The sequence below is a fragment of the uncultured Porphyromonas sp. genome (genome assembly GCF_947254915.1).
Lineage (GTDB): Bacteria > Bacteroidota > Bacteroidia > Bacteroidales > Porphyromonadaceae > Porphyromonas.
In genome coordinates this window covers 1-4,750 of the sequence record NZ_CAMYEZ010000139.1, presented here as the reverse complement: position 1 = coordinate 4,750, position 4,750 = coordinate 1, and the positions used below count along the sequence as shown (strand labels likewise).

Genomic DNA, 4,750 nt, shown 5'->3' with positions numbered 1-4,750 from the left:
TTCGGAAGAATGAAATCAAAGTTCCGAAGAATTGTTCATTTCCTCCGTGGAGAATCAAAAAACGCTACCGAGGAGATGTCCGATTTCCTTGATAGTGCCGTAGACGAACTCATCCTAAACAATGCGTTAGCCCGACCGAAAGCTTTACCCCTCCCTAGGGATTTGTTAGTCCCTCCCTAGGGTTTGAAAAGTTTCCCCCTTGGAACTTCAGTTCCAAGGGGGAAACAACTTCTAGAACTCGTATCTACTATGAGACTAGTACGATACGAGCGACTCAAGCACAGAGTCCTTTGTCAGCTTCTAGAGGACGATACAACAAAAGCCTTTAGTTAGTCAAGCTGTTACTTCTATCGTCCCCAGTTAAGAGTAGCGTTAGGGCTTGCGATTGTAAGTCACATAGGCTAGCTGTGCCCCATCCAACTCTACACGAGCTATACGCAAGACCTTACCCACTTTGGGACTCGTATATTGGAAGAATCCCTCAGCGACTAGCCCAGTGTACTCATAGCCATTTTTTGTCAAGAGGTTATCTACGACAGGGTTAACTTTAGTCCCGTCATCACTAACCACGAGGGAGCAAGGCGCATAGTAGCCGATAGCCTGATCCATAGCTCCCTTGGCACGACTGATGTAATACCCTCTGACAGGGTTAGCTTTAGAGTCTACATCGTACCATAGGAATAGGTCTTGATTAGTTGAGTACTCCTCACTCTTCTTCTGATTAAGTGTGCCTCCGTGGGCGTACTCCCAAGCCTCAACGTCCTCTTTACTAGCACCCCACTCATTGCAAGGATATGGGATGAGAGATACGAAGACTTCATTATCAGGATATGAGTTACGAGGCTGGATAGGATCCACAGGATCTATCGGAGGAGTAGTACCCTGACAAGCGACTAGCAGGAGGCTCAAGCATAGAGCTCCGCAAAATAGATTGACGTACTGCTTCATGGCTGTTATCTTTTCTGTGAATAGGTTAGCTTAGCGGCCTGAATGCCTTTTTCCATCTCTTCATATATTAGCACTTTGCTATGTAGCGTAGCATTGTCCGAAGCGAATTGATTAGAGCCCCTCTCTTGAGGAGTAGTATATCCGTTGGCCTTTAGAGAGTCTAAAAAGTTCTTGTTAAGTCTCTGCTTGGCTCCACTATCCTGGACTAAGACACGATCCAAAGGCTTGACAAAGACCTCAACCTGCACTAGTTTGCCCTCTTCTATAATATAGACTCGCTTGAAGACATCGCCACCAGCCTTCCCCTTGAAAGCTAGCTGTAGGTAGTCAGGGTCTTCAGTATCACTAGCCCCAGTGTCATAGGTAGCACCCTGAGCCATCTCCCAGGTAGTGATAGTCTCCTTAGAGCCTTTGCTCCAGTCCAAGTAGGCTACGTCCTTAATATTCAGTCCCTGGGGATCCTTCTGTATCGTCTCTGCTTTGATCTCTACCCTACCATCATAAAGAGCCCAACCTCTACTCTGAGCGAGAGGTATGACACTATTCTTATCCAATTGATTACCCTCGGGTGTGGGTAACTCAGTATTCAGGATGATACACTTGCCTCGCTGCCCGGTAAGCTTAGGCAGACTAGTCACAAGAGTTTTTGTAGCATCCTTAGAGAGCTTGTTATGATGTACCTCTAGGAGCTTCAGATGGGACATCGTAGCTGGTAGTGCTAGAGCCGTCAGAGCTAGATGATCTGCATAGAGAGACTCTAGTGCTGGCGTGTGTAGCTCGAGAGCTGTCAACTTATTGTGATCTAGACGTAGCATCTTGAGCTTCGGAAGATTTATGCTCAGTTTACCCTCAAATGAATTACCTCCTATTGATAGCTCTTCTAGAGCTGAAAAGGCAGAAAGATCTAGAGCCTTGAGCTGATTGTCCTGTAGGTTTAGCACCTTGAGCATATCTGGCTGAGGGATAGAGATACGCTCTACAGCCTTATTGCTAGCGAGAGATAGATATGAGAGCGGGGCTCCATAGAGCTTGACGGTAGTTCCTCTCACGGGTATATCTAGCATCGTCGGATTAGAAGCATTGCTTGATACTGCGTATTCCTTTCTCTCGCCACTGCCATCATCTACGAGCAGAGACTCACCCGAAGCAATTGCGGCAGAAAGTGTCAAGCTATAGCCGGGCTTGAGTTTATGAGCTATCTCCGCCGACAGCTGCACTTGCGCTTGCTGGCGCACCTCTATCAGACAGCTTGCGGTCACGTTGGAGCCTTTGATGCGTGCGAGCACGATTGTCTCGCCAAGAGCTTTTGCAGTGACCAAGCCGTGCTCATCAACAGAAGCTACATCAGGCTTCTCGGCAATCCACTCTATAGTATGCTCCTCAGAGGCTGGATCTATAGTCGCTGCCAGCTGAACCTGCTCTCCTGGAGCGAGTAGAGCACTAGAAGGGGTAATCGTCACCGTCAGGTCTTGTCCCGAAGATGAACTAGAGACAGACACAAGACAAGAAGCTTTAGCGTCTGTACCTTCGATTTGCACAGTTACGATTGTATTGCCCGCTTGGAGCCCTTTTGCTAGACCTTTTTCAGATACAGTCACAATGGTGGGATCTTGGCTCGTCCAGATCAATTTCTGAGAGATCTGCTCGGGCTCTGTTTTAACAGCCAAGAGTACCTCTTGACCCTTAGTGAGAGTAACTTTCTTCTGTGCAAAGTCAATAGAGTAGCTCTGTGGAGCCTCCTGCTCCTTAGCACAACTAGAGAAAAGGAGTAGCGTAGCGCATAGTAGGGCTAAGTATACCTTAAGATCTTTCATAATGACACATCTTCTATAGTGAGTGAATTAGTTAGAGTCGCTTGTAGTTAAATAGAGCTAAGTCTCCTATCTCAGGATGTTTCGCTGGTGAGATGATCACCCCCATTGATATAGTAGGATTGACATACGAAGCTCCTAGAGAGGTGATATGACTGAGGATGTACCCCTCTCGAGTCATCAGCTTGCGGAGAGCTTGATTTAGGCGTGCTCCCGAGCCCTTTATCTCAAAGACATAGTCTATCGGCGAAGCATAGAGAGCTATCTCACTGACTACGGGAGGTTTCTTTTCAGAGAGCGAGGAGATGGTATATATGCGTAGTCGTATAGTCTCGTCATTTACGTTGAAGGCTATAGTCTCTTGTCCCGTAGACTCGTCCGTCTTGCTAAGACGTGGCTCGTGAGTTCCTCCGTGTGCTTTCTCCCAGGCGAAGACGCTAGCCTTGTCGGGGTTACCTAGTAGAGCAAATTCAGGTATCGGCAGCCTTGCAAATGTCTTACTCTGATTCGCTATGACGACAGAGACTTGACACTCTTTTTTGATAGATCCAGAGGCAATCGTGATAACAGCTTTGCCTGGCTTGATGGCAAAGATTGTACCCTTATCCACATAGGCTATTGACTCATCACTGCTACTGTACTGCACCGTAGCATTGCTAGGGAGGATAGTCACTGAGAGCTTGTAAACCTCCCCTTCAATGAGTTCTAGCTGCCCATCATCTAGTATGATACTCTCTGCAGGAGTGACTGCGGGCGAAGAGCCAGGCTCCTTATCGCACCCGACAATGGTTAACATTGCCAATAGGAGCATAAGTAAGTGCGTTTGTCTTTTCATTATGTATTAAAGTTGATTTAGTGTTTCGTAAAGATGCTTGTAGCTAGTGTGTCAACACCATACAGCACGGTCTGAGTCTAGGCAAGGTGAAGCTTACTACCTTCTCATTCCCATTCTGCATACAAAGTTAGAGAAAAATAACACAATGCATCAAATAAGCTGTAAAACGCCTTAAAAATGGCACTCAATGTACCTTTCTTTGAGAGGAAGGTCCTAACCACGGCATATGATCTTAAAGAGGTCCTTAGACTATCCCAGCTAGACTCTTTCTAAGAGATGACTTGAGCAGTAACAGTCCAGCGTAGGCAGATTATCACAAGTACAGCTCGCAGTACTCTTCAAGTCATTTCACCAGTGTGTTACCATCAATTAGCAAGCGGTGTATCACACATCATATAAGCGTATCTAGGCTCATCCGAGGAATTGCAAAATCCCCACGGAGCTATTTCTCAACCTCCACCGAGGAACGAGAAAATTCTTCCGAAGTTTCATTTCATTCTTCCGAAGTTTCATTTCATTCTTCCGATGTTTTATTTCGGGCCTCCGTGGAGAAAATTCATTCTCCACCGAGCTATTTGGATATTTCCTCGCTAGATATGGCACACGCCTCAGCCCACCCCAAGCATTACCCGACAGGATCCGCCCAGCAAACACTTCAACCTCTACGCTTCTACCCTTTCGGGTATTGTGTAGAGCGTAAAGTCTATCTAACTTTGCAGGTGTATAAACGAGGTGTCTTTCGGGAGAGGTTCTTTTCGTAAGGGCTACACCCCAACACCCTAATATCTCTATCAAGACAACAAGAAGCGATGACTGGAAGCCATTCTCCTGCGGTGGAGCATAAGAAGACGTTCGTGAGACTCATACTTTCACTTCTCCTCGTGGCGTCCTCAGCCGTGGCATCGCTAGCACAAGAGCGCATCGGCACCGTGACTGGGGAGGTGACCACGACAATGGGCGAAGCACTGGTCAATGCTGTAGTTCTCTTCACCAGTAGTCAGGACTCCACGCTCTGCTTCCCCGCCGTTTGTGACGAGCATGGGCGCTTTTACGAAGAGCTCCCTCTCGGAGCCTATTCGTATAGAGTCTCTTACCTCGGCTCCAGTTACACCCCTGAGCGAAATCAAGTAGAGGTGAGCAAGGAGCCTACCAGCGC

The 4,750-nt window shown here is 47.3% G+C and carries 4 protein-coding genes and 1 pseudogene; 2 read left to right on the top strand and 3 right to left on the bottom strand.

All coding sequences use genetic code 11. The features are described from left to right. Nucleotides 1-180, top strand: a 180-nt coding sequence (locus Q0X57_RS07600) for a hypothetical protein (protein ID WP_297729808.1), incomplete at its 5' end; no start/stop codon positions are given. Between the two features lie 192 nt (nt 181-372). Here Q0X57_RS07600 and Q0X57_RS07595 read toward each other — a convergent pair. From Q0X57_RS07595 to Q0X57_RS07585, 3 genes are read right to left on the bottom strand one after another with little or no spacing between them, the layout of a single operon-like run. Continuing rightward, nucleotides 373-948, bottom strand: a complete 576-nt coding sequence (locus Q0X57_RS07595; protein WP_297729805.1) for a hypothetical protein — start codon at nt 946-948, stop codon at nt 373-375. A gap of 5 nt (nt 949-953) precedes the next feature. Then, nucleotides 954-2,762 carry an Ig-like domain-containing protein gene (locus Q0X57_RS07590; protein WP_297729803.1) on the bottom strand — a complete coding sequence of 603 codons (1,809 nt, stop codon included), beginning with the start codon at nt 2,760-2,762 and terminating at the stop codon, nt 954-956. Nucleotides 2,763-2,793: 31 nt separating this feature from the next. Next, complete coding sequence (locus Q0X57_RS07585; RefSeq protein ID WP_297729801.1) at nt 2,794-3,594, bottom strand: Ig-like domain-containing protein; 801 nt, start codon at nt 3,592-3,594, stop codon at nt 2,794-2,796. An 854-nt stretch (nt 3,595-4,448) separates the two neighbouring features. On the opposite strand from Q0X57_RS07585, the pseudogene Q0X57_RS07580 reads away from it, so the two are divergent. Further along, nucleotides 4,449-4,750: pseudogene (locus tag Q0X57_RS07580) on the top strand (TonB-dependent receptor); the annotation flags it as partial.

Bases quoted from the DNA above. Each gene is read 5' to 3' on its own strand.
- Q0X57_RS07595 (WP_297729805.1), bottom strand. From the start codon at position 948: ATGAAGCAGTACGTCAATCTATTTTGCGGAGCTCTATGCTTGAGCCTC.
- Q0X57_RS07590 (WP_297729803.1), bottom strand. From the start codon at position 2,762: ATGAAAGATCTTAAGGTATACTTAGCCCTACTATGCGCTACGCTACTC.
- Q0X57_RS07585 (WP_297729801.1), bottom strand. From the start codon at position 3,594: ATGAAAAGACAAACGCACTTACTTATGCTCCTATTGGCAATGTTAACC.